Genomic DNA, 22,710 nt, shown 5'->3' with positions numbered 1-22,710 from the left:
ATGCGGCGCTTTGTTCTCCTCGCGGTTCTTGTCGCTCTGCTGCCGGGTCTTGTTGCCTCGCTGTCGGGATGCACGGAAGCGCTGAAGACCGGCGACGGCGGCCCGTCGGCGCGGGTGGCGCTGCTGCTGCCGGAGCGCAAGGCCAGCCGGTACGAGGCCGGCGACCAGCCCTACTTCGCGCAGAAGCTGTCGGAGCTGTGCCCGGCCTGCGAGGTCGACTACCGCAACGCCGAGCAGGACGCCGCGACCCAGCTCCAGCAGGCGCAGGACGCGCTCGCCAAGGGCGCCAAGGTCCTCGTGCTCACCCCCGTCGACAGCGTCGCCGCCGGCCAGATCGTCTCCGCGGCGGCCGCGAAGGGCGTGCCGGTCATCTCGTACGACCGCCTGGTGCTCAAGACCGCGGTCGACTACTACATCTCCTTCGACAACGCGAAGGTCGGCTCGCTGCAGGCGGCGGCGCTGCTGGAGGCCCTCGGCCCGAAGGCGGCGGCGGGGGAGATCCTGTGGATCAACGGCTCACCCACCGACAACAACGCCACCCTGTTCAAGCAGGGCGCCCACGCCGGTCTCGACGGCAAGGTCCGCGTCGCCGCCGAGTCCGACACCGCCGAGTGGAACCCCGACAACGCGAAGGCGTGGACGGCCCGCACCCTGCCGACCCTCCGGGGCCGCACGATCGTCGGCGTGTACGCCGCGAACGACGGCACCGCGGGCGCCGCGATCGCCGCGATGAAGGCCGCGGGCCTGCCGCAGGTGCCGGTGACCGGCCAGGACGCGGAGACGGCGGCGCTGCAGCGGATCCTCGTCGGCGACCAGTACATGACCGTCTACAAGGCGATCCGCACCGAGGCCGAGACCGCGGCGGCGCTCGCGAACGACCTGGTGCGCGGCAGGCGGCCGTCCGTGCCGGCGAGCGTCGACAACGGCGCCGGCCAGGTCCCGTCGATCCTGCTCGACCCGGTGACCGTCACCAGGGACACGATCGCGTCCACGGTGGTGAAGGACGGCTTCGTCACGCCTTCGGCGCTGTGCGCGGGCGCCTACGCGGAGGCGTGCAAGGCGGCGGGGATCGCCTGAGCCCCGGGGTCTTGCGCTTGTTGGCTAATGGCATTAGCTTTAAAGCTATGGAACTTAGCTTCGCTGTTGAGGGTGGCCGCATCGGGTACGACGACAGCGGCAACGACGGGCCGCTTCTGCTGTGCCTGCCCGGGATGGGCGTCACGCGGATGACGTACGAGCTGATCCGGCCGCTGTTCGTCGACGCCGGCTACCGCGTCGTCACGATGGACCTGCGCGGCGCTGGCTCCTCCGACGCCGTCTGGTCCGACTACTCACCGGAGGCGATCGCCCGCGACGCCGTCGCGCTCCTGCGCCACCTCGACGCCGGCCCTGCCGTGCTGCTCACCAACTCCTACACCGGCGCCAGCGCGGTCTGGGCCGCCGCCGAGGCCCCTTCGCTCTTCCGCGCGATCGTGCTCTGCGCCCCGTTCGCCAGGGTCATGCCCGCACCGAACCCCGTGATGCGCCTGGCGATCGCCGCCGTCGGCCGCTTCCGTCCACTGTGGATGCTGTACTGGTCGAGCCTGTTCAAGACCCGCAAACCCGCGAACCACAAGGCGGAGCGCGCCGCCCTCTCCGCGAACCTCGCCGAGCCCGGCCGTATGGCAGCATTGCGGTCGATGTTCGCCGCCGACGTGTCCGTGTGCGAGGCCCGCATGGGCGAGGTCCGCACACCTGCCCTGGTGCTCATGGGCACCAAGGACCCCGACTTCCCCGACCCCGCCGCCGAGGCCACCCTGGTCGCCTCCCGCATCGGCGCCACCGCCACGATGATCGACGGCGCCGGCCACTACCCGCACTCGGAGTTCCCCGCCGAGACCGCCTCGGCCGTCCTCGCGTTCCTCAACCAGCCCGCCACCCATGCCTAGGCCGCCCTTGAGCCAGACGCGGCTTATGCCTAGGTCGGGCCTGAGTCTGGGCCTGGACCTGCCCGGGGCCGGTCTGGGCTGGGACGTGCCTCGGGCTGATCTGGGCTGGGACGCCTCCAGGGCTGGTCTGAGCCGGGATGCGCTCCATGTCTGGGCGAGACTGAGGCGGCATGCGGTCGACGCCGGCCGGGACGCGGCCCCTAGGTCGGGCCTGAGCCGGGACGCCGCCGCGGCGCTGGCCCTTCTGGACGCGGCCCATGCCTAGGGCGGGCCTGAGCCGGGATGCAGTCGTCGACGCCGCGCTGGCCCTCGTGGACGCCGAAGGCCCGGCGGCGCTGACCCTCGCGGCGGTCGCGGCCCGGACGGGGGTGGCCACGCCGTCGCTGTACAAGCACGTCGGCAGCCTCACCGACCTGCGCAACCTCCTCGCGGTGCGCCTCCTCGACGAGTTCACCGCCATCGCCACCGCTGCCGTGCTCGGCCTCGGCGGCGACACCGCCCTCGAAGCCCTCATGCGCGCCTACCACCGCTACGCGATGACCCACCCGCACCGCTACGCGCTGCTCCCGCAGGCCCCGGACCCCGACCCGGCGGTCACGGCCGCCGCGGACAGGTTCGTCGAGGTGTGCTTCGCCGTGCTGCGCGGCTGCTGCCTCGCCGACGACGAACTCGTCCACGCCACCCGGATCGCCCGCGCCGCCATGCACGGCTTCGCGGTCCTGCACACCTCCGGCGGCTTCGGCCTACCCCAGTCCGTCGACGCCACCCTCGACCGCCTGATCACCACCGTCGTCCACGGCGTCACCGCCGCAGCCCCACGCTGAGCCTCACGTCACGCCCAGACAGCCAGCTCCGCGCCGCGGCCTGACGGTGGACCGGCGGCCTGACGGCGGACCGGCGGTGGACCCGCGTCACGTCCGATGCTGGGCACCGCGCTACGGCCCAGCGGTGGGCCCGGTGCCACGGCCGACGGTGGACCCGCGTCACGCCCGGCGGTGGACCCCGCGCCGCGCCCGACGCTTGGCTCCGCGCGCTACAGCCGGACGGTGAGCTTCGCGCCACGGCCGACGGCGGACCCCCGTGTCATGGCCCGACGGTGCCCCGCCTGTGGCCCGTCCTGCCCGCTGCGCCCGTGCCGACGGTCCCCGTCCGCTGTGCTCGCGTCAGCGGCCTGTCTTGCCCGCTGTGCCCCGCGCCCGCTGTGCCCCGCGCGCCCGCTGTGCCAGGCGCGTGGCCTTCGCGGGCGGGGGTCTGAGTGCGGGCGGGTGGCGGACCGGCCGTTCGTCGCCCTTGGGTGGCGAACGGGCAGGGCGACGACCCGCGACCCCATCACGCGACTTCGGCGGGTGCGGCGCCTGCTTACCTAAGCACCGTACCAACAGCAACCTAATTGATCTTCGATGGCGTCACCACCACCCTACGCTGTGTTTCAGTGCCGCTCAAACCGGCTGCTGGTGCTCACTCGTGGGGGAGTAGGAAGCGGTGGTTGACCTGGAAGCGGGTGCCGTCCGGGGTGGTGAGGACCGGCCAGCTGGACGGGTCGGGGTGGGGCAGGGCGCGCAGGAGGGCGCGGGCCTGGCGGCCGCGGAGGTCGAGCTGGGCGACGAACTCGTCCTTGCCCAGGCGGGGCAGCGGCACGTCCGCGGGCCACTGGGTCACGGGGGAGGGGCGGGTCGACGGCGGTGGGGTCGACGGCTGCTGGGCCGGGTCGAGCTTGACGGCGATGAGCCGCACCGCGTCAGGGTGGTAGGACGAACCCGTCCGCAGGGTGCGGTCGCGCAGCTGGGTCAGGTGGTCCAGCAGGGAGTACGACGCCTGCGGGTACGCCCTGTCCGACCGGGTCTCCTCGAGGCCCTCGTACTGGGCGCGGAAGCGCCGGCCGTTGCCGCGGACGGTGAAGACCGTCGACGGCACGTCGGCGATCATCGGGGCGCCCGGGCGGCGGCGGGAGTTCGCGGGGTCGCGCAGGACCAGCATGGCGTGGTTGCGCAGCGAGCGCAGCGTGCCCTGGTTGACCTTCAGCCGGCGGGTGGCGTCGGCGATGAGTGTGCCGTCCTCGTAGGCGGCGAGGCGCGCGGGGCGCAGTGCGGTCCAGCCGGCGGGGACGAACCCGCCGGTCAGCTCCCAGGTGAGCAGCGGCTGGGGCCGCCGGCCCGCCTCGGTGTCCTCCGGTGCGGCCACCGCGATCGCGGCGCCGCCGACGGCGGCCGTGAGGCCGACCGCGCCCGCGCCCAGCAGCAGACTCCTGCGGTTCATGCTTTCGTCGCTCCCGTCCGGCCGGGCGTCGTGCCCGGCCACTGGTGACCTTAACGACAAAACGGACTAAAAGACTCAAAGATGAGCGTAATGAACATATCGAAGGTGTTTGGTAGGGTTTGAGGGGGCGAAGGAGGGGCGGCATGGAGGATCGCTGGCACGCGCCGCTGCGGCACATCAAGGGCAGGGAGCTCAGCGGCGACACCCGGCAGACCACCGGCATGACCCGCCTGGAGGCGGTCTCCGGCAAGACGGTCGGCTCGGAGAAGGTCTGGATGGGCCAGACCCACGTCGCCCCCGCCACCAGCTCCGGCGACCACCACCACGGCGAGGCCGAGACCGCCATCTACGTCGTGTCCGGCCATCCGGTCTTCGTGTTCGCCGAGGGCGGCCGGGAGGTCAGGATCGAGACCGAGCCGGGCGACTACATCTTCGTGCCGCCGTTCGTGCCGCACCGCGAGGAGAACCCGGGCGCGGAAGAAGTGGTCGTCGTCATCGCCCGCAGCAGCCAGGAAGGCATCGTCGTCAACCTCCCCAGCCTGTTCGCCGACGAGCCGGGCTGACCGCCGACGATACGGCCTGACCAGCGGCGAAGCGGGCTGGCCGCCGGTCGCTGCCTCTGGCGGCGCGCGCCCTTCGCGTCCCTGGAGCCTCCGTGACGTCACGGTCCTCGATGGTCAAATCGCCTGCCGTCGCTGTCGTCGGTACCGCTCCGACGCGCCGGAATGCGGGGTGACATCGCGTGTGAGATCGATGATGAGCGGTCGATGATCTCGTTTCGACGCCATAGGTTCCGAACTACACCGCGGTTCATTCCGGGTGTTGACAACAGTTCGGTCTCGTCCAGGTTCCTGGAATGCCCTTGCCTCAGTCGCAGGGCGGGTCGCGCTGGCGCGGCCACAGGATGCACAGCTGAGTCCTGGACCTATCGTTGGAGCACGTTCTGTCCTCAGTTCTCCGCCTCGTCGCGGTTTCCATAGTCCTGTCCGCCGTCGTACTGCCCGCACCCACCTCGGCCGCCGCCAGTCGTCAACCGGCCGCCGCCGAGATCCCGCAACAGCTCGCCGCACGCGCACCGGTGCTGCGCGCGGACCGGTTCTTCGAGCGGCGCAACCCGCCGGTCCGGCCGGTCGTCAAGACCGCACAGACGGTCCAAGCCGTGGTGAAGGCCCCGAAGGTCAAGGCCACCAGCCAGGCGCAACCCAAGCCGAAGCCCAAGAAGCCCGCGGTGCCGCAGGTGCAGACGCCGGTCGTCGCCGGGTCTGTGAGCGCTGTTCTGGCGTACGCCCGAGCGCAGCTCGGCAAGCCGTACGTGTGGGCCGCGGCCGGGCCGAACTCGTTCGACTGCTCGGGGCTGGTCGTTGCCAGCTATGCCCGGGCCGGCATCAAACTTCCGCACCAGACCGGCGGCCTGATCGGCCGCGGACGGTCGGTGTCCCGGGCCCAACTGCAGCCCGGAGACCTGGTGTTCCCCAGCTCGGGCCACGTCGGCATCTATCTGGGTGACGGCATGATGATCCATGCACCGCACCCCGGCGACCACGTACGGATCGCCAAGGTCTACGCGTTCTACGCCGGGCGCCGCATCATCGGCTGAACCCTGCGAGGGCCGCCGTCACACGGCAGCGAAGCCTGCCGCGCCTGAGCGAGGATGCCGCGCCGCAGTGCAGCTGCCGCGCCGCACCGAACCACGAACGCCGGCGCGCCCGATGAAACTCCGCCCCGCCGCCCGCCGCATTGCCCAACACCCGGAACTGCCCGGCATCGGGTTCACCGGTTGTATCGGCGGGCGGCGGTGGTGGCGGACTTCGAGAGATCTCCCCCTGTCAGGGCCTCACGCCGAGTGCCCGGGTTGAAAGTCCACAGTGGAGCGACGAGGACGGCGAGGGTGAAGCCGTCGACCAGGCAGCCGAGCGCCTGACAGCGAGTTGCGTGGATGAGTTGCTTGCGATGGACACGTGACACGGATAGTCTTCTCACATGACTATACAACTGCGATCGCCGAGCTACTTCGTGCTCGCCGCGTTGTTGGACGGTTCGCTGCACGGATACGTCATCATCAAGCGGGTCGAGGCACTGTCGGACGGGTCGGTTCGGCTCGCTGCCGGGTCGCTGTATGCGGTGCTGGACCGGCTTGCCGAAGCGGGCCTGGTCGAGGTGGTCAGCGAGGAGATCGTCAACGGACGGGCCCGGCGCTACTACGCGCTCACCGCCGACGGCGGCGCCGCCCTGCGGGAGGAGGCGGCCCGGCTCGCGGCCGCCGCGAAGGTCGTCACCAACGCGACGGCCCGCCGCCGCGCCATCAACACGGCGGTGAGCCCCGCATGAGCACCCCGCACCACAACGACGAGCCCGGCGCAGGCGAGACCGGCACGAGCGCACGCCGCCACGGGGGCGGCGAGCCCGGCATGCCCACACCCGCCCACGACGAGGCGGACACGCCCACACCCGCCGGCGAGCCCGGCATGCCCACACCCGCCCACGACGAGGCGGACACGCCCACACCCGCCGGCGAGTCCGGCACGCCCACACCCGACGGCGAGGCCGACATGAGCGCACGCCGCCACGGAGGCGACGAGCCCGGCACGAGCGCGGACAGCCAGGCCGGCATGTGCGAAGGCACGAGCGAAGGCCCCGAGGCCGTCCTCGCCCGCCGCTACGAGGCGCTGCTGCGGGCGTACCCCAAGGCGTGGCGGACCGGGCGTGGCGAGGAGATGCTCGGCACCCTGCTCGACGCCGCCGAGCCCGGCCGCCGGACGCCGAGCCCGCGTGAGGCGGCGAGCATCCTGGTGCAGGGCACGAAGGAGCGGTTCGGCCTGCGGCGCCACCGCACCGCCGGCGCGGTCTGGTCCGAGGGGCTGCGCATCGGCGCCCTGGTCCTGCAGGCGCAGTCGCTCCTCGCGCTGCTCTACTTCCTGTACGACATCCGCCTCGACGTCTACCTGTCGACCATGGTCGTCTGGGGGGTCCTCACGGCAGCGCTGGGCGCCGGCGCCATCCTCGCGCTGCTCGCGGGCCGGACGGTCACCGCGACCGTGCTCACGGGCCTGTGGACCGCCGTGCCGTTCGCGTCCGACGGCGTCTCGCACCTGCTGCTCACCGCGTTCGTCGTCCTCGTCGGCCTCAGCATCGCCGACCGGAGCCCCGAGCGGCGCAGGATCTCCGCGGTCTGGCTGGTCGCCGCGCCGGTGGGCCTGCTGATGTGGCTGGGGTACACGCTGGTCACCGGCTTCTACTACTCCCCGGCGTACGGCCTCTTCTACCCACTCGCCCTGCTGGCCGCGATCACCGTCGGCGTCGTGGCGGACCCGCGCCTGCCGATCGCCGTCGCGGTCCTGACGGTCGTCGTGATCCTCGACAACTCGGTACACCTCCCGGCGCCGCTGGACACCTACTGGGCGGCGGACACGTTGACGTGGCGGCTCGGGCCCACGATCGGAGTCCTCGCGGCGATCACCGTGGCGCTGCTGGCGATCGGCCATGTGCGGGCCCGTCGGCTGGCCCGGATCTGACGAGCCGGATCTGATCCACCGGGTCCTATGCTTGCCGGATGAGCGCGGAGCACCGCCTGGCGAGGGCCCGGGAGCTGTACGAGCGGAGCGTCCTCGGCGACGACCACGACGCGCTGCCCGCCGCCGACCGCGAGCTCGACGCGGTCGAGGCGGACCTCGCCCTGGCCCGCGGAAGGGTCGTGCACGCCCGGTTCCTGCAGGACAGGGTCGAGGACCCGGCGGAGCTGCCGCTGTTCTCCCGCGCGGCGCAGCTCTACCAGCAGCTCGGCGACGCGCGCGGCGAGGGTGAGGCGCTGTTCTGGATCGGGTGTTTCCATCAGGTGGTCCGCCAGGACGACGACGCGGCGGTTCCCGCGCTGCAACGGGCGAGAGTCCTCGCGAAGGCCGAGGACGACACGCTCACCCTGTCGTCGGTACTGCATCACCTCGGCATCGCCGCGCACCTGGCGGGGCGGCTCGACGAGGCACGCGAGCACCTGCTCGACGCGGCGCGGCTGCGGGAGCGGGCCGGTCACCACGCGGGCGTCGCGGCGAGCCTGCTGACCCTGGCGCAGGTGGAGGCGGCGGCGCGGGGGCACGACGAGGTGCCGCCGCTGCTGGAGCGGGCGGAGCGGCTCGCCGCCGAGCACGGCGCCGCCGCCGTCGCACGCCAGGTCGGCGAGGCCCGCCGCGCGCTCGGCTACGATCGCGCCTCATGAGCATGATCACGCAGTACGCGCGGCTGCGCGACGGCGACCTGGCCGACCTGCGCGTCCTGCTGCGCACCGATCACTTCGCCGCGAACGACCAGATCACCGACCAGCCGCACGTCGACGTCGACAAGGCGTGGGGCGGGCTGGAGTTCCTGCTCGCCCAGGTCGACGCGCCCGTCGACGTGATCAGCGGCGGCGTGCCGATCACCGACGAGCAGTGGGGCTACGACTCGCCGCGGGTGCTCACCCCCGAGGAGGTCGCGACCGCCGCCGCGTTCCTCGACGTCACCCCGTTCGCCGACCTCGCCGCGCACTACGAGCCGGCGGCGCTGACCGCCGACGACGTGTACCCGATGATCTGGCACGAGCCGGGGTCCCTGGACTACCTGCGGTCGTCCTACGAGACCCTGGTCGCGTTCTTCCACGCCGCCGCGGCCGACGGCGACAGCGTCGTCATCTGGATGAGCTGACGCCCCGGAGCCCCGGACGAGACTCCGGATGAGCTGACGCCCGGAGTCAGGCGCGGGCGCCGCCGAACCACTTCAGCCGCAGCGCCCGCAGCAGCAGCCCCGGGCTGGCGAGCGCGTTCGGGTGGTCCAGCATCGTGGTCACCCGGTTGAGCTTCTGGCTCGTGACGGAGTCCGTCATGGACGCCTTGAGGATGACCTCGCTGGCCCACTTGATGACCTTGTAGCCGCGCGGCTGGCCGCTGGTGATGTGCGGCAGCCCGAGATCGGCGAACGTCGACACCTGCCAGGCCGCGTCGACCACCACTCGGACCCGCTCGAAGTAGCCGCGGGCCGGTTCGGTGGCGAGGTCGGGCCCGGTGCGCAGCCACTCCGAGAGGCACGACGCGTGCAGCGTCGCGGACGTCATACCCTGGCCGTACACGGGGTTGAACGACGCGACCGCGTCACCCGCCGCGACGATCCCCGTCGGCAGGCGGTCGACCTGGTCGAAGTCGCGCCGGCGGCTGTCGGCCTGGTGATACGTGATGACGTTGCCGATCATCCTCCCGTGCTCGGCGATGTCGCCGAACATCGTCGGGAAGTACTGCCGGCAGCGCTTCGCGAACTCCTCGACGTCGCGGCTGGGCCGGTCGGCGTCGTAGCCGGCGACCAGCATGATCCAGCGGTTGCCCTCGACGGAGTTGATGCCGCCGATGCGGGCGACCCGGTCCTTCGCCGGCGTGGTCTGCGAGATCGCGATCCACGTGTCGCTGACCGCTGGGTCGCGCTCGAACAGGGCCGACGCATAGTTGAGCTTGATCGGCATGCGTTGCATCGGCGCACGGGGCCAGCCGTGTGCCTCGAGCCAGTCGTTGAGCGAGCTCGCCCGCCCCATCGCGTCGACGACGAGGTCGGCGGCGAGCTCGACGGCCGCGTCCTGTCCTCCGTCAGCGTTTGCGGCGTCGGTACGGGCGGTGCCCCCGCTGCCGCCGTCGTCGGCTCCGGTGGCCGGGCTGCCCGTCGCCGCCGGGACGTAGCGGGCCCCGACCACGCCGCCACCCTCACCGGGGGCGAACAGCAGGCCGTCGGCCCGCCCGTACACCATCCGGACCTTCGGGTTCTCCAGGACCCGGCGGCGGACCTGGGCCTCCAGGAACGGGCGGGTGGTGATGAGGATCGGCTTCTCCGGCGGCGGCTCGGTGGTCACGCGCAGCTCGTCGTTGATGAAGATCTTCGCGTCGGTGCGGCCCTCGTCGGGGGCGCCGGCCGCGATCGCGCGCTCGGTGAAGTCCGGCCACCAGCGGTCGAGCTGCACCTGCCCGGCGGGCAGCAGCGCGTGGACCTGGCTGCCCTGCGGCACGCCCGGGCGCGGGCCGGCGTTGACGTCGGTTTCGTCGCGCTCGACGATGACGACCTCGTCGGCGTGGTCGGCGAGGACCCGGGCGGCCATCAGGCCGGCCATGCTGCCGCCGAGGACGACCGCCCGCCGCATGAGGATCTTCGTCTCGGCCGGCGGGTGCGGCGTGTTGATCTCCGCGAAGCGCTGCGCTGCTGTGGCTGCCACATCGAAGATCTTACCCAACAGGCGAAGAACCTTCTCAATGCGTCTCTGAGCTGCACATTTACGATCGTGTCAAGAGACCCCCTTGGATCACCTCATGATCGTCGAAATCTTGCGGGGATTGCATCGAAGTATTGCGTGACGCTGCGGGTTGCTGGCAGGATTCCAGCCCAGAAGCCGACATCGGCAGCACCGCCAACCGCGCCGTGACACCGCGTGGGCTGCTCAGTGCCGGTCCGCGGGTCCGCCTGCCCGCTGCACCGCCGATCCAAGCCCCCGCCCGCCCGCCCCGTCGCCAGTCAGCCGTCCCGCCGCACCGTCGTCAGCACCAGCCGCAACGCGAGCCCGGAGCACCAGTCGCAGCACCATTCGCGGCACGGGCCGCGGTGCCGTTCGCCGGCCCGACCGCCATCGGGCCGGTGCCGCCGACCGTGCCCACGCGGGACCCCGGACGCCCCGACGGGCACACCCGAGGAGTCCACATGGGAGTTTCCCGCCGCTCCGTCATCACCACCGCGCTCGCCGGGACGGCCGCCACCGCCCTGCCGATCGCGGCCGCCACCCAACCGGCCGAGGCCGCGAGCCCGCCCGGCGACGTCGTCGGCAAGGTCACCGTCGGCTACCAGGGCTGGTTCGCCGCCCCGGGCGACGGCGCCCCGATCAACGGCTGGTGGCACTACAGCCCCAACTGGTCGCAGCCGCCCGCCCCCGGCGCCTGCTCGATCACCTGCTGGCCCGACATGCGCGACTTCACCCGCGGGTACCGCACCAACTTCGCCAACCTGGGCAACGGCCAGCCGGCCAACCTCTTCTCCTCCTACGACCAGCAGACCGTGGACACCCACTTCCGCTGGATGCAGCAGAACGGCTGCGACGTCGCGGCGTTGCAGCGCTTCAACCCGTTCGGTGGCGAAGGACCGACCCGTGACGCGATGGCGGCCAAGGTCCGCTCCGCCGCGGAGGCGACCGGCCGCAAGTTCTACATCATGTACGACGTCACCTGGTGGCTGACCATGCAGTCGGAGATCAAGACCGACTGGACGACGAAGATGTCGGCGTACACCGCCTCCTCCGCCTACGCCCGCCAGAACGGCAAGCCCGTCGTGTGCATCTGGGGCTTCGGCTTCAACGACGACGGCCGCCCGTTCACGCCCGCGCAGTGCCTCGACGTCATCAACTGGTTCAAGGGCCAGGGCTGCTACGTGATCGGCGGCGTCCCGACCCACTGGCGCCTCGGCACCGACGACTCCCGCGCCGGGTTCATCGACGTGTACCACGCGTTCGACATGATCTCGCCGTGGATGGTCGGCCGGATCAGCGACAACAACGGCGCCGACTGGTTCTACACCAACCGCGTCCTGCCCGACCTCGCCGACCTCAACGCCCGCGGCATCGACTACCAGCCGTGCGTCATCCCCGGCGACCTCGCCGCCGGCCACCGCCGCCACGGCGAGCTGATGTGGCGCCAGTTCTACAACCACACCCGCGCCGGCGTACAGAGCGTCTACATCTCCATGTTCGACGAGTTCAACGAGGGCAACCAGATCGCGAAGACCGCCGAGAGCGCCGCGTGGCAGCCGACGAACTCCGGGATGCGCGCCCTCGACGAGGACGGCACCCCCTGCTCGTCGGACTACTACCTGCGCCTCACCAACGACGGCGGCCGGATGCTGAAGGGCCAGGTCGCCCTGACCGCGACCCGCTTCACGGTGCCGTTCCCGACCGGCCCGGACCAGACCGCGCCGAGCGTCCCCGGCAACCTGCGCGTCACCGGCAGCACCGACACCACCGTCGCGCTCGCCTGGAACGCCTCCACCGACAACGTCGGCGTCGCCGGCTACCGCGTGTCCCGCGTCAACGGCTCCGGCTCGACCGCGATCGGCACCACCGGCACGCTCGCCTTCACCGCCACCGGCCTGACCGCGTCGACCTCGTACACCTTCACCGTCGCCGCCTACGACGCGGCCGGCAACACGTCCGGCGCCTCCAACGCCGTCACCGTCACCACCGCACCGCCGCCGAACACGAACACCAACCTGGCCCAGGGCCGCCCCACGTCGGAGAGCAGCCACACCCAGGTGTACGGCAGCGGCAACGCCGTCGACGGCAACACCGGCACCTACTGGGAGAGCGCCAACAACGCCTGGCCGCAGTGGCTCCAGGTCGACCTCGGCGCCGCCACCGCCGCCCGCCGCGTCGTGCTCACGCTCCCGTCGCACTGGGGCACCCGCAACCAGACGCTGTCCGTCACCGACGGCGCCACCGGCACGACGATCGTCGGCTCCACCACCTACACGTTCAACCAGTCGACCGGCAACACCGTCACCATCACCCTGCCCAACACCACCAGCGTCCGCTACCTGCGCCTGAACTTCACCGCCAACACCGGCTGGCCCGCCGGCCAGATCTCGGAGTTCCGCGTCTACACAGGCTGACCCCGAAACCCCCCTGACCGACGCCGACGGTCAGGGCCCAGGGCGGGTGGCGACCAGGCGTCCGGCCGCCACCCGCCCCCTGTGCTGTGTCTCCGCCTTCCCCATGATCCGGAAGAGTTTGTGTCGCCATAGCAGCACAAAGTCTTCCGGATCATGAGAATCTCCGCGGCGCCCGTGCTGCCCACCGGTGGTCGTTTCATGATTCCGTGCGGTTCCGGTAGCCCTGGCTACCAAAACCACACGGGATCACTGGCAGTGTGCCCGGGCTGAGCTCATGCCTCGGCCGCTCGCAGGTTTGGACAACCCTTGTCCGCCTTGCCGACATGGTTCGTCGGCGCCGCTGGCCGTCGTGGGGCCGACTGCCGCCAGCCGTTGCTGAACGGCACCCGGGTCGCCGCGCTGCTGATGTGGATCGTCGACGCCGCCGGTCCTCGTGGCCCCGCCCGGGCGCGCCGTCAGCCGCTACCGGTGGCAGTGCCCGCCGGCCGCGCTGCCGATGTGGACCATCGCCGCCGCCGGTCCTACGAGGTCGCCCGCCGCCAGTGGTCAGCCGCCACACCAGCCGCTGCTCGAAGTATCGCCCGCTGGTCGCACTGCAGGACGGGGCCGTTTTCGCCGCCGGTCCCTCCTGAGGCGCCCGTCGTCAGCAGCCAGCCGCTACCGGTGACAGCACCGCCGGCGCCCCGCTGTTGTAAGCCGTTGTCGCCGCCGGTCGTCCTGAGGTTGCCGGCGCCAGCGGCTGCTTGAGGTAGTGCTCGCTGGTCGCGTTGCGGATGTGGGTCTGTTGGCGTCGGTCGGTCGTCGTGGGGTCGCTTGCCGCCGGCCGTTGCGGGAGGTGGCGGCCGCTGGTCGCGTTGCGGATGTGGGTCTGTTGGTGTCGGCTGGTCGTCGTGGGGTCGCTTGCCGGCTGCCGTTGCTGGAGGTAGCGGCCGCTGGTTGCGCTGCGAACGTGGGCCCGTTGGCGTCGGCTGGTCGTCCTGGGGGCGTGTGCCGCTGGTGGAGGTGGCGCCGGCTGGCAGCAGTGCCGACGCCATCCGTCGGGGCTGGGTGGCGCCGCCGGGCCGGGTGGCGCCGCTGGGGGGCATCCTGGCGTCGCTGGACTGTTGCAGCACGTGGTTGCGTATCGTCGCTGGGCGCTACGGGGCAGTGCCTGCAACGGCGTTGTCCGGCAGACGACGATGGGCGCACATAGGTGGACCACGGGGCGGGGCGTGGGTGGAGCGTGCTGGTTCGGCGGGTCTGGTAGCAGGGTGCGGAGGGTGTCACATGGGCGGCTCGGTGGTGCAGCGGTCCAGCCACTCGTCCATCAGGGCCTCGAACAGGGTGGGCTGGTCGATCTGGAGGTTGTGGCCGGCGACGTCGAGGACGGCGAACGTGGCGCGCGGGTAGTGGGGGAGCAGTGCGTACTGGTCGGCGTAGCCGACGGACGAGTCCTGGCGGCCGCACAGGAACAGCGTCGGGCGTTCGAATAATTCCGGGCCCTCCGGGCCTTCGGTCAGGTGCCAGCGCTGCTCGAAGCGGGCGATCGCCGCGTGGTCGGTGAGCTGGAGGGCGGGCGCGATCTCTTCGTGGAAGCGGTGCAGCGTCTGCGGGGTCTGGACGACGGCCCCGTCGGTGTAGGCGGCCCGGGTGGTGGGGTCGAGGTCGTCGAGGAGGCCTGGGGTGGAGCGCAGCACCTGGTGCGGCGGGCGGACCCGGAGGTCGCGGTCCAGGGTCTGGCCGACAGGGCAGATGAGGGCCAGGCCGAGGACCTGGTCGGGCAGGGCGCGGGCGACGGCGCGGGCCAGGTAGCCGCCGAAGGACTCGCCGACGAGGAGGAACGGCGTGCCGCCCAGGACGGTGCCGATGAGGGTCAGGACGGCGGCGAGGATGTCGTCGGTGGTGGTGGCGGTGCCGGCGGGGGTGCGGCCCATGCCGGGCAGGTCGGGGTAGAGGCGCCGGTAGCCGGGGCGGCGGGTGAAGAGGGGCTCCAGGCAGCCGGACATGATGCGGTGGTCGACGGTCCAGCCGTGCAGGGCGAGCACCGGGGTGCCGGCGCCGCGGGTGACGAGGTGCATACCCGGATCCTGCCCGAGGGGTACGACAAAAAGAGGTCAGGACTGGTGCAGCAGCGCGTCGCCGACGGCGCCGTACGGGCGGGTGGCGTTGCCGCAGGTGCCCTTCGTGCGCAGCGCGGACAGGGTCAGCGTGCGGGCGGCGGTGACGTCGACGTCGAGCGGCGCGGAGGTCGTCCGGCTCACGGACACCGTCGCCGCGTCCTTGCCGTCGACCTCGACGACCAGCTTGACGACGACGTCCTTCGGTGTGATGGCGTCGAGTCCGGCGGTACCGGTGAAGCGCTTGAACTTGCCGTCCAGCGCGAACGTCACCGCCGACGGCTTGCCCTCGCAGCCGACCCAGAAGCCGGTCGAGTCGGGGAAGTGGACGCCGTTGAGGGTGCTGTCGTAGGCGCGGCCCGAGGAGCCCTGGTCGGAGGCGGTCCGGCCGGCGTCGTGCAGCGGCATGTCGCCCTTCGCCGCCGTCGCCAGCTCGTCGCGGAACCCGTTCACCCACGGCGCGACCGTGCCGGCGCAGATGGCGAGCAGGCCGGCCACGAACGCCAGGGTGCTCAGCACCCGGATGGCCGGCGACGGCGTGCTCCGACCCGCCGGCAGCGGCATCCCGACCCGGTGCTGCTGCGCGACCCGCTGCCACGTCGCCGGGTCGGCGACACCGGCCCGGTTGGCGAAGTCCAGACGGTTGAGCTGGAACGGCGCGGAGAGGTCCAGGAAGCTGTTGTACGTGGCGCGCCGGTCCCACGTGCGGGTGGGGATCTCGATGTGGTCATGCCGGTGGCTCTTGTCCTGACTGGTGATCTTCAGGATGGTGTACGAGCGGCCGTCGCCCGCCAGCACGAGCGCGGGACGGCGCTTCTCGCCCTCGCCGTCGCGGTACGGGACGGTGGCCCACCAGATCTCGCCCGGCTGCGGGACGGCGCCCCGGGAACCGCCCCGGTTGAGGATCCCCGCGACGATCCAGCCGACGACACCCGCCACGACCAGGACCACACCGACCGTGAACACCGCATTCGCGAGCATCGTTGCGCAACCCCCCGAGGACCGAAGGTCCGATCTTGTCAGAGTCCTTGTGTGAAAGGAATCCAGGCGGGCAAAGGGGACGACATGGTGGATCTTCAGTGGCTCGGTGTCGTCCGGCACGGCCAGTCGACCGGCAACGTGCTTGCGGAGCAGGCCGAGGCCGGTGGACTCGAGGAGATCGCCATCCCGGAACGTGACGCCGACGTCCCACTGTCCGAGCTCGGCCGCGAGCAGGCGCAGGCCGTCGGGCGGTGGCTCGCCGGGCTGCCCGTGCACGAGCGTCCCAAGGTGGCGGTCGTCTCGCCGTACCTGCGGACGAGGCAGACCGCCGAGCTGGCGCTGGCCGGGATGGACGTCCCGGCCGTGCTCGACGAGCGGCTCCGCGACCGCGAGCTCGGCGTCCTCGACCTGCTCACCACCCGCGGCGTCGAGGCGCGGCAGCCGGTGGAGGCCGCCCGGCGCCGCCGGCTCGGCAAGTTCTACTACCGCCCGCCGGGCGGCGAGTCCTGGGCCGACGTGCTGCTGCGGCTGCGGTCCCTGCTCGGCGACGTGCGGACCGCGCACCCGGGCGGCCGGGTCGTCCTGTTCGGCCACGAGGCGATCGTCATGCTCGTGCGGTACCTCGTCGAAGGCCTCGACGAGCCGGCCCTGATGCGGCTCGCCAAGGACAGCGCGCTCGGCAACTGCTCGATCAGCAGTTGGCGCTCCGACGGCGAGCGGCTGCGGCCCGAACGGTTCAACGCCGTGGAGCACCTGCACCGCGACGAAAACCCGGCGACGCGGCGGGAGAACGCCGACCGCTGAGCCGCACCGTCTCATCCGGACGGCCGGGTGCGGGTGGTTGACGCGGGAAGTCGCGTGCGCTTGGCTGTGCGGCGTGGTGAGCCGATTCGTGGACGAGCGGGAGATCACCGACGCCGGTGAGCTGAGCCCGGTCGAGCGTGAGCAGCTGCGTGCGGCCGGCCGGCTGTACGACGGCGAGGACCTCGACGCGGAGGCCCGGCTGTCCGAAGACGACCAGGACGAGTCCGGCTTCCGCGGGTTCTGCTGGCTGTGGCGGGTGGTCGACGGCGACGAGCCCAGGTTCGACGCGTGGCTGTACCAGGTGGACAGCGGCACCATCTTCCGCGCCGGCACGACCGAGGTCGTCGCCGAGGTCATCCAGTTCGGCCTGGAGTGCGACGACCCGGACGTGCGCCGGGAACTCGGTCCCGCGATGGTCGCCGCCGGCATCCTCCCCAAGTCGGACTCGTCATACCCGGAGTTCACCGACCTGCTCCGCGCGCAGGAGCAGTAGCGGACCGCGCGCAGGAGCAGTAGCGGACCGCGCGCAGGAGCAGTAGCGGACCGGGCACGGGAGCAACAGCGGATCGCAGGCAGGAGCAGTAGCGGACCGCGCACAGGGCGCATTGGCGGATCCTGAGCAACCCTGGACGCCGCCGTCGGTGTCAGGTGGTTGTGGCAACGGATGTCGAGGGTTATCGCGCGTACGTGACGGGACGGCTGCCGGCGCTGCGCCGGGTCGCGTACCTGCTGTGCGGCGACTGGCACACCGCCGACGACGTGCTGTCCGCGGCGCTGGTCCGGCTGCTGCTGCACTGGCCGAAGGTGGCGGCGGCGGAGAACGTCGACGGGTACGTCCGGCGGGTGCTGGTGCGCACCATGCTGAACGAGCGCCGCCGCCCCTGGCGCCGCGAGCGGCCGCTGGACGTCATGCCCGAGCCGCCGCCGGCCGTGGGCGGCGGGACCGGCAGCGACGCCGTCGACGAGCGGGTGTCGCTGCTGGCGCTGTTCGACGAGCTGCCGCCCCGCCGCCGTGCCGTGGTCGTGCTGCGGTACTGCTGCGACCTCTCCGTCGAGGAGACCGCGCGGGAGCTCGGATGCAGCACCGGCACCGTGAAGAGCCAGGCGGCGCGGGCCCTCGACACGTTGCGGGAGCGCATGACCGTCCAGGAGGAGTCGCCATGGACCAGCTGACCGACGAACTGCGCCGCCTCGACCCGCCGCACCCGCCGTCGCGCGTCGACCTCGACGCCGTCGTGCGCCGGGCGCGCCGCCACCGGACCAGGACCCGGCTGCTCGTGGCCGTCGCGGCGGTGGTGGTCGTCGCGGTGGCGGTCGTGCCGCTGGTCGTGGACCGGGACCGTGACGGCGGCGCCGCCGCGCAGCCGCCGGCGACGTGCGAGCCCACCGGCGCGGCCACCCGGCCGCCGGCGAGCACCGAGGCGGAGGACGCGGCCCGGCGGCTCGAGGCCGTGACCGAGGGCATGCTGACGCCGGCGCTCGCCGAGCCGCTCCGCCAGGCGCTGCTGGGCGCGACGCTGCAGGACGCGATCAGCTGCGAGCGGGGGATGGCGTTCCACGCGGACGGCGGCCGGTTCGTGGCGGCGGTCGTCGTCGCCGACGCCGCCGGCGTGTCCCGCGTCGACGCCGAGGTGTCGAAGGAGGCCGAGCCCGCCGGGGCCGGGTGCGCCGCCGGCAGCACCTGCGAGCGGAGCGTGGAGGCGGACGGCACGGTCGTGCTCCGGGTCACGGCCGACCTCGGCGGCGGCGCCGTGCGGCGCACCGTCGACGCGTACCGGCGCGATGGCGTCCACGTCCGCGTCTCGGCCGCGAACTACGAGACGGGCGCGGACGGCGCCGTCACCACGACCCGGCCCGAGCCGCCGCTGGACATGACGCAGCTGGTCGGCCTCAGCCGTGCCGCGCACCTGACGCTGTGACCGCGACCCGCTCCAGGTGGTGCAGCAGCGCCGCCGTGTCGGCGGGGGAGATGTGCGCCGTGTCGGTGTGCGCGGTGCAGCGCAGGCCGCCCGGGGTGTCCTCGACGTCGAGGATCATCGGCTCGAAGCCCGGCGCGTCCCGGCGGACCGTCCAGTCGAACACCGTCCCCGGCAGCGCCGCCGCGATCTCCCCCGCCGTCGGGGCCGGGCGGCCCGCACCGGCCGAAGGGTCGCGGCGGTCGTTGAGGAAGCAGCCGATCTCCAGCCGCTCGCCCCGCTCGGCGCCGACCCGGTCGACGAGCGCGAACAGGTCCCGCTGGTCGAAGTACGCGTGCTTGTAGGCACTCATCGTCGCCCGCTTCGCATGCGCCAGCACCCCCTCGAAACCCCCGCCGCCGACAGCGGAGCCGGCAGCCGAAGCAGAGCCCGAAGCAGAGCCCGAAGCAGAGCCCGAAGCAGAGCCCGAAACAGAGCCCGAAGCAGAGCCCGAAGTAGAGCCCGAAGCAGAGCCGGCAGCCGAAGCAACGCCGGCGGCGACCGGCACCTGGCAGAGGCCGGCCTGCACGGCGGTGCAGACCACGTCGGCGAGGCCGGGGCGGAAACGGTTGCTGACCAGGGGACGGACGACGACCGGGTCGACGCCGCACGTCGCGTGCACGGCGAGGGCGAACACGGCCAGCAGCACCGCCGACGGGTCCGCGCCGGTCCGCGCGGTCAGCGCCCGCAACGCCAGCGGCAGCGCCGCCGAGTCGAGGACGCCGCGCCAGTACCGCGGCCGCCGCGCCGCAACAGGCTTGCGGAAGCGCGCCGGCGGCATCGTCCGCAGGATGGACTCGAAGTGCCGCTGGGCGGCCTCGTTCTGGCGGCGACCGGCCGGGGACAGCTGCCACAGCGCCTGGTCGAGGGGCTGCCGGCCCTCGACGGGGGCGGCGGGTCGCGCGGCGACGTCGCGGAGCATGGCCTGCGCGCCGGCGCCGTCGGCCGCGAAGTGCGAGATGAGCGCGACGACGTGACTCGGCACGCCGCCGTGCAGCACCGCCGCCATCCGGATCGGGTACTCGGCCGTGAAGTCGAGCGGCGTGTCCCGGAACCGTGCGGCCACCAGGTCGGCCAGGGCGGACGGGTCGGCGCCGCGCGTGTCGTACACCTGCAGCGTCGCCGAACCGGAGGCGTGGACCTCCTGCGTCGGGGTGCCGCCGCCGGGCGGGATCCGCAGCAGCGTCCGCAGCGACGGGTGCCGGCTCAGGTGGTGCCGCAGCTCGCCGGCGAGGTCCTCGACGGTCGTGCCGGGCCGCACCGGCAGCGCCCCGCCGATCGGCATCCAGTGGCCGAGGGTCGTGACCGCGTTCCAGCTCTCGATCTGCCCCCAGGACAGCGGCCCGCTCCCGGCCCCCGGCCCTTCGAAGACCACCGGGACGAGACCGGCGGCGGTGAGGACAGGGGCATCAACAGGCGCGTGGTTCATGGCGGCGGAGCCTAACGATGCAGGCGCGCACCTTTCAGTATCCTGTCGACGGCGTTGCGCGGCCCGTGGACGGCGATCCCGGCGAGCCGGAGATCTGCCTGGTGCACGGCCCGGACGGCGGCCCGGTTGTCCTCGTCGTTGCCGGTCTTGAACAGCTCCTCCGTGAACGTTGCACACGCGACCGACCGTTCCGCGTGCTCCAGCGCCCTGCGGTGGGCCACGGCGAGGGTGGTCGCGTCGCCCTCGAAGACCATGACGGGCTGGCCGAACATCGGCAGGTACCGGTTGCCGTCGGCGTCGGCGTAGTCCTCGCCGAGCAGCTGCGGCGCGGTGCCGGCGATGCCGCTGACGACGAACGCGGTCACGTTGAGGCGCTGCCAGACCGCCAGGTCGTCCCGCAGCAGCACGGCGATCTTCGTGGGAGACGTCATGAGGTCAGCGTGCCCGGGCCGGCCGGGGCGGTCTTGTACGTTGTGCACATGGAGCTCGTCACCGCGTGGCGGCCCAGCGTGCCCGGGATCGCCGAGGTGTTCCACGCGCACTTCGTGGACCACGCGTACCCGCCGCACGTGCACGACGCGTGGACGCTGCTCATCGTCGACGAGGGCGCGATCCGCTTCGACCTGGACCGCCACCACCGCGGCGCGGCCGGCGCGTCGGTGACGCTGCTGCCGCCGGACGTGCCGCACGACGGGCGGGCCGCGACCGGCGACGGGTTCCGCAAGCAGGTGCTGTACCTCGACACGACCGTCCTCGACGCGGGCCTCGCCGGCGCCGCCGTGGACCGTCCCGGCGTCGACGACCCGCTGCTGCGGCAGCGCATCCACCAGCTCCACCTGGCCCTGGACGCGCCGGGTGAGGAGCTGGAGGCGGAGAGCCGGCTGACCCTGGTCCGCGACCGCCTGCAAGGACATTTCGGCCGGCCCGCCAGGCCGGGCCCGCCCGCACGGGGAGTCGCGGGCGGGCTGCGGGAGCTGCTCGACGCGCGGACCCGGGAGGGGATCACCCTCGTCGAGGCGGCCGCGCTGCTGGGGTGCCACCCGGGGCACCTGGTCCGGTCGTTCACCGCGACCTTCGGCCTGCCGCCGCACCGGTACCTGGTGGGCCGCCGGGTCGAGCAGGCCCGCCGGCTGCTGCTCAGCGGCCGCCGCCCCGCGGACGTGGCCGCGGAGGTCGGGTTTCACGACCAGTCACACCTGCACCGGCACTTCGTCCGGCACGTCGGGATCACCCCGGCCCGCTACGCGGCCCACGGTGGGGTGCCGAACACGCTGCCGTCGACACGGTAGGCGGTGAACCCCGCGGCGACCGAGACGTACACCTCGGCGGGCTCGCTGCCCGGGTTGTGGGCGGCGATCGGCGAGCCGGCCGGCACGACGACCGAGTCGCCGGCGCCGAGCACCTCACCGCCGGGCGTGACCCGCAGCTGCCCCGACAGCACCATGAACACCTCGTCGCGGTCGATGCTGTGCGGCATCGACTCGTGGCCCGCGGCGACGGTCAGCCGCCACGCGCACACCTGGTGGGACCCGTTGCTGGGCCCCGAGAACACCGTGAACCTGGATCCGTCGAGCTCGAATCGCGGCGCGTCGGCCGCACGGACGATACTCATAGTTGTCCCCCTTGAAGGTCGCCTGCAAAGCCTCCTTGAAGGCCGCCCCCAAAAGCTAAACCAGGTTTCGTACTTTGTAAACGGGGTTTCGTATGTCTGATCTCACGTCCGAGGAACTGCGCGCGCTGCCGCTCGGCCGGCTGCTGCTGCACGCGCACCGGCGGGCCCAGGCGGCGTCCCTGGCCAAGCTGCAGGCGGGCGGGCACGGCGAGATCCGCCTCGGGCACGTGCCGGTGATCACGAACCTGGATCCGGCCGGCACCAGGATCACGGACCTGGCGGCGAAGGCGGGCATGACCCGGCAGATGGCGGGCCGCCTGGTGAAGGAGCTCGAGGCGAGCGGCTACGTGTCGAGCCGTTCGGACCCAAATGACCAGCGGGCGGTGATCGTGGCGCTGACCGACCGTGGCACGGCGTTCCTCGCCGACGCGCCGGCGGCGATGGCGGCGGTCGACGGTGACTTCGCGGCCCTGCTGGGCGCGGACGAGCTGGCCCGACTCCGCGAGTCGCTCCTGCGGATCAGTGCCACCTGAGCGGCCCGCCCTTGATCAGGTAGCGGATCCGGTCGTCATGGCGACCAGATCTGCGATTCGATCACCACAAAGCGGAGCGGGGGTGGAGGTCAGGCCGCGTCGGTGGCCAGGCGGAGCTGGCGGAGGCGCCGGTCGGCGGCGGCGGCGTTGCGGTGCAGCCGGTCGGTCTCGGCGCTGAGCAGGTCTCGGCCGGGGACGGTGAGCCGGTAGTAGCGGCGCAGCCGGGACGCGACGACCTCCTCCCGGTCGACCTCGATGAGGCCGTCCACCCGGAGCCGGTCGAGGATGCCGTAGAGCGTGCCGGCCTGGAGGCGGACGCGGTCGTCGGAGATGCGCCGCACGTCCTCCAGGACGCTGTAGCCGTGCTGCGGCTCCGCCGCGAGCGCGGTCAGCACGAGGAACGTCGGTTCACGTAATGGTACGCCAGTCATGCCCATCACTATATTCAGCTCATCGATATATGCCAT

24 protein-coding genes are annotated in these 22,710 nt (G+C 72.5%); 16 read left to right on the top strand and 8 right to left on the bottom strand.

The window, feature by feature from the left end; translation table 11 throughout:
* From AB0J72_RS14895 to AB0J72_RS14885, 3 genes are all read left to right on the top strand, one after another.
* Complete coding sequence (locus AB0J72_RS14895; protein WP_363398842.1) at positions 1-1,077, top strand: substrate-binding domain-containing protein; 1,077 nt, start codon at positions 1-3, stop codon at positions 1,075-1,077.
* A gap of 47 nt (positions 1,078-1,124) precedes the next feature.
* Entirely contained in the window at positions 1,125-1,928 is an 804-nt protein-coding gene (locus tag AB0J72_RS14890) for an alpha/beta hydrolase (protein WP_363398840.1), read from the top strand.
* Between the two features lie 257 nt (positions 1,929-2,185).
* Positions 2,186-2,752, top strand: a complete 567-nt coding sequence (locus AB0J72_RS14885; RefSeq protein WP_363398838.1) for a TetR-like C-terminal domain-containing protein — start codon at positions 2,186-2,188, stop codon at positions 2,750-2,752.
* A gap of 634 nt (positions 2,753-3,386) precedes the next feature.
* On the opposite strand, the gene AB0J72_RS14880 is transcribed toward AB0J72_RS14885, so the two are convergent.
* Positions 3,387-4,184, bottom strand: a complete 798-nt coding sequence (locus tag AB0J72_RS14880; RefSeq protein ID WP_363398836.1) for a hypothetical protein — start codon at positions 4,182-4,184, stop codon at positions 3,387-3,389.
* A 143-nt stretch (positions 4,185-4,327) separates the two neighbouring features.
* On the opposite strand from AB0J72_RS14880, the gene AB0J72_RS14875 reads away from it, so the two are divergent.
* The 6 genes from AB0J72_RS14875 to AB0J72_RS14850 all read left to right on the top strand — a co-directional run bounded on the left by AB0J72_RS14875 (position 4,328) and on the right by AB0J72_RS14850 (position 8,858).
* The gene (locus AB0J72_RS14875) at positions 4,328-4,747 is read left to right on the top strand and encodes a cupin domain-containing protein (RefSeq protein ID WP_363398834.1); all 420 of its coding nucleotides are present in this window, start codon (positions 4,328-4,330) and stop codon (positions 4,745-4,747) included.
* 368 nt (positions 4,748-5,115) lie between these two features.
* Positions 5,116-5,781: a C40 family peptidase gene (locus AB0J72_RS14870; protein WP_363398832.1), complete on the top strand. Its 666-nt coding sequence runs from the start codon at positions 5,116-5,118 to the stop codon at positions 5,779-5,781.
* Between the two features lie 383 nt (positions 5,782-6,164).
* Complete coding sequence (locus AB0J72_RS14865) at positions 6,165-6,512, top strand: PadR family transcriptional regulator (protein WP_363398830.1); 348 nt, start codon at positions 6,165-6,167, stop codon at positions 6,510-6,512.
* Positions 6,509-7,696, top strand: coding sequence for a hypothetical protein (locus AB0J72_RS14860; RefSeq protein WP_363398828.1), 1,188 nt, complete (start codon positions 6,509-6,511; stop codon positions 7,694-7,696). Before AB0J72_RS14865 ends, AB0J72_RS14860 begins: the two co-directional genes overlap by 4 nt.
* A 38-nt stretch (positions 7,697-7,734) precedes the next feature.
* A complete protein-coding gene (locus AB0J72_RS14855; RefSeq protein ID WP_363398826.1) occupies positions 7,735-8,394 on the top strand; it encodes a tetratricopeptide repeat protein in 660 nt (219 codons plus the stop codon).
* The gene (locus tag AB0J72_RS14850; protein WP_363398824.1) at positions 8,391-8,858 is read left to right on the top strand and encodes a YfbM family protein; all 468 of its coding nucleotides are present in this window, start codon (positions 8,391-8,393) and stop codon (positions 8,856-8,858) included. Before AB0J72_RS14855 ends, AB0J72_RS14850 begins: the two co-directional genes overlap by 4 nt.
* A gap of 46 nt (positions 8,859-8,904) precedes the next feature.
* On the opposite strand, the gene AB0J72_RS14845 is transcribed toward AB0J72_RS14850, so the two are convergent.
* Positions 8,905-10,401, bottom strand: coding sequence for an FAD-dependent oxidoreductase (locus AB0J72_RS14845; RefSeq protein ID WP_363398822.1), 1,497 nt, complete (start codon positions 10,399-10,401; stop codon positions 8,905-8,907).
* A gap of 479 nt (positions 10,402-10,880) precedes the next feature.
* Here AB0J72_RS14845 and AB0J72_RS14840 point away from each other — a divergent pair, with 479 nt between their 5' ends.
* Entirely contained in the window at positions 10,881-12,833 is a 1,953-nt protein-coding gene (locus AB0J72_RS14840; RefSeq protein ID WP_363398820.1) for a discoidin domain-containing protein, read from the top strand.
* Positions 12,834-14,095: 1,262 nt separating this feature from the next.
* Here the strand turns inward: AB0J72_RS14840 and AB0J72_RS14835 are convergent.
* Positions 14,096-14,890 carry an alpha/beta hydrolase gene (locus AB0J72_RS14835; protein WP_363398818.1) on the bottom strand — a complete coding sequence of 265 codons (795 nt, stop codon included), beginning with the start codon at positions 14,888-14,890 and terminating at the stop codon, positions 14,096-14,098.
* A 36-nt stretch (positions 14,891-14,926) separates the two neighbouring features.
* On the bottom strand, positions 14,927-15,910 hold the full coding sequence (locus AB0J72_RS14830) for an NPCBM/NEW2 domain-containing protein (protein ID WP_363398816.1): 984 nt from the start codon (positions 15,908-15,910) through the stop codon (positions 14,927-14,929).
* Between the two features lie 84 nt (positions 15,911-15,994).
* Between AB0J72_RS14830 and AB0J72_RS14825 the strand changes: the two genes are divergently transcribed.
* The 4 genes from AB0J72_RS14825 (at position 15,995) to AB0J72_RS14810 (ending at position 18,633) form a co-directional block, all read left to right on the top strand.
* Complete coding sequence (locus AB0J72_RS14825; protein ID WP_363398814.1) at positions 15,995-16,714, top strand: histidine phosphatase family protein; 720 nt, start codon at positions 15,995-15,997, stop codon at positions 16,712-16,714.
* Between the two features lie 73 nt (positions 16,715-16,787).
* Positions 16,788-17,207, top strand: a complete 420-nt coding sequence (locus AB0J72_RS14820; RefSeq protein WP_363398812.1) for a hypothetical protein — start codon at positions 16,788-16,790, stop codon at positions 17,205-17,207.
* Positions 17,208-17,362: 155 nt separating this feature from the next.
* The gene (locus tag AB0J72_RS14815; RefSeq protein ID WP_363398810.1) at positions 17,363-17,887 is read left to right on the top strand and encodes a SigE family RNA polymerase sigma factor; all 525 of its coding nucleotides are present in this window, start codon (positions 17,363-17,365) and stop codon (positions 17,885-17,887) included.
* A complete protein-coding gene (locus tag AB0J72_RS14810) occupies positions 17,875-18,633 on the top strand; it encodes a hypothetical protein (RefSeq protein WP_363398808.1) in 759 nt (252 codons plus the stop codon). The genes AB0J72_RS14815 and AB0J72_RS14810 overlap by 13 nt, the downstream gene beginning before the upstream one ends.
* Here the strand turns inward: AB0J72_RS14810 and AB0J72_RS14805 are convergent.
* Together AB0J72_RS14805 and AB0J72_RS14800 are read right to left on the bottom strand one after the other, a co-directional pair.
* Positions 18,605-20,098 carry a condensation domain-containing protein gene (locus AB0J72_RS14805; protein ID WP_363398807.1) on the bottom strand — a complete coding sequence of 498 codons (1,494 nt, stop codon included), beginning with the start codon at positions 20,096-20,098 and terminating at the stop codon, positions 18,605-18,607. The two genes, AB0J72_RS14810 and AB0J72_RS14805, sit on opposite strands and share 29 nt — an antisense overlap.
* Before the next feature lie 11 nt (positions 20,099-20,109).
* A complete protein-coding gene (locus tag AB0J72_RS14800) occupies positions 20,110-20,529 on the bottom strand; it encodes a DUF2000 domain-containing protein (RefSeq protein ID WP_363398805.1) in 420 nt (139 codons plus the stop codon).
* 48 nt (positions 20,530-20,577) lie between these two features.
* Between AB0J72_RS14800 and AB0J72_RS14795 the strand changes: the two genes are divergently transcribed.
* Positions 20,578-21,387 carry an AraC family transcriptional regulator gene (locus AB0J72_RS14795; RefSeq protein ID WP_363398803.1) on the top strand — a complete coding sequence of 270 codons (810 nt, stop codon included), beginning with the start codon at positions 20,578-20,580 and terminating at the stop codon, positions 21,385-21,387.
* Here the strand turns inward: AB0J72_RS14795 and AB0J72_RS14790 are convergent.
* On the bottom strand, positions 21,339-21,710 hold the full coding sequence (locus AB0J72_RS14790; RefSeq protein WP_363398802.1) for a cupin domain-containing protein: 372 nt from the start codon (positions 21,708-21,710) through the stop codon (positions 21,339-21,341). The genes AB0J72_RS14795 and AB0J72_RS14790 overlap by 49 nt on opposite strands.
* Before the next feature lie 92 nt (positions 21,711-21,802).
* On the opposite strand from AB0J72_RS14790, the gene AB0J72_RS14785 reads away from it, so the two are divergent.
* Positions 21,803-22,243, top strand: a complete 441-nt coding sequence (locus AB0J72_RS14785; RefSeq protein ID WP_363398800.1) for a MarR family transcriptional regulator — start codon at positions 21,803-21,805, stop codon at positions 22,241-22,243.
* Positions 22,244-22,332: 89 nt separating this feature from the next.
* On the opposite strand, the gene AB0J72_RS14780 is transcribed toward AB0J72_RS14785, so the two are convergent.
* Positions 22,333-22,674 carry a PadR family transcriptional regulator gene (locus AB0J72_RS14780; protein ID WP_344502630.1) on the bottom strand — a complete coding sequence of 114 codons (342 nt, stop codon included), beginning with the start codon at positions 22,672-22,674 and terminating at the stop codon, positions 22,333-22,335.
* Positions 22,675-22,710: the final 36 nt, after the last annotated feature.

The sequence above is a fragment of the Dactylosporangium sp. NPDC049742 genome, assembly GCF_040674675.1.
GTDB classification, from domain to species: Bacteria; Actinomycetota; Actinomycetes; order Mycobacteriales; family Micromonosporaceae; genus Dactylosporangium; species Dactylosporangium maewongense.
The sequence above is the reverse complement of the archived record's forward strand: the minus strand, read 5'-3'. Positions and strand labels throughout refer to the sequence as shown.